1 rRNA gene is annotated in these 236 nt (G+C 62.3%); it reads right to left on the bottom strand.

From position 1 onward, the window contains the following. Window positions 1–10: 10 nt before the first annotated feature. Window positions 11–236 (bottom strand): 16S ribosomal RNA (locus ACYQ0J_RS13985); the annotation flags it as partial.

The following is a 236-nucleotide window of genomic DNA, read 5'->3' as shown; positions in this document are numbered from 1 at the left end:
AGCTCCTTAGAAAGGAGGTGATCCAGCCGCACCTTCCGGTACAGCTACCTTGTTACGACTTCGCCCCAGTCACGAGCCCTACCCTCGGCGCCTGCCCAAAGGCTCCCGGCGACTTCGGGTAGAACCCGCTCCCATGGCGTGACGGGCGGTGTGTACAAGGCCCGGGAACGTATTCACCGCGGCATGGCTGATCCGCGATTACTAGCGATTCCGGCTTCATGGGGTCGGGTTGCAGA

It is taken from the genome of Thermus sp. FJN-A, assembly GCF_054655095.1.
Note: the sequence above shows the minus strand (reverse complement) of the source record. Positions and strands in the feature narration are given on the sequence as shown.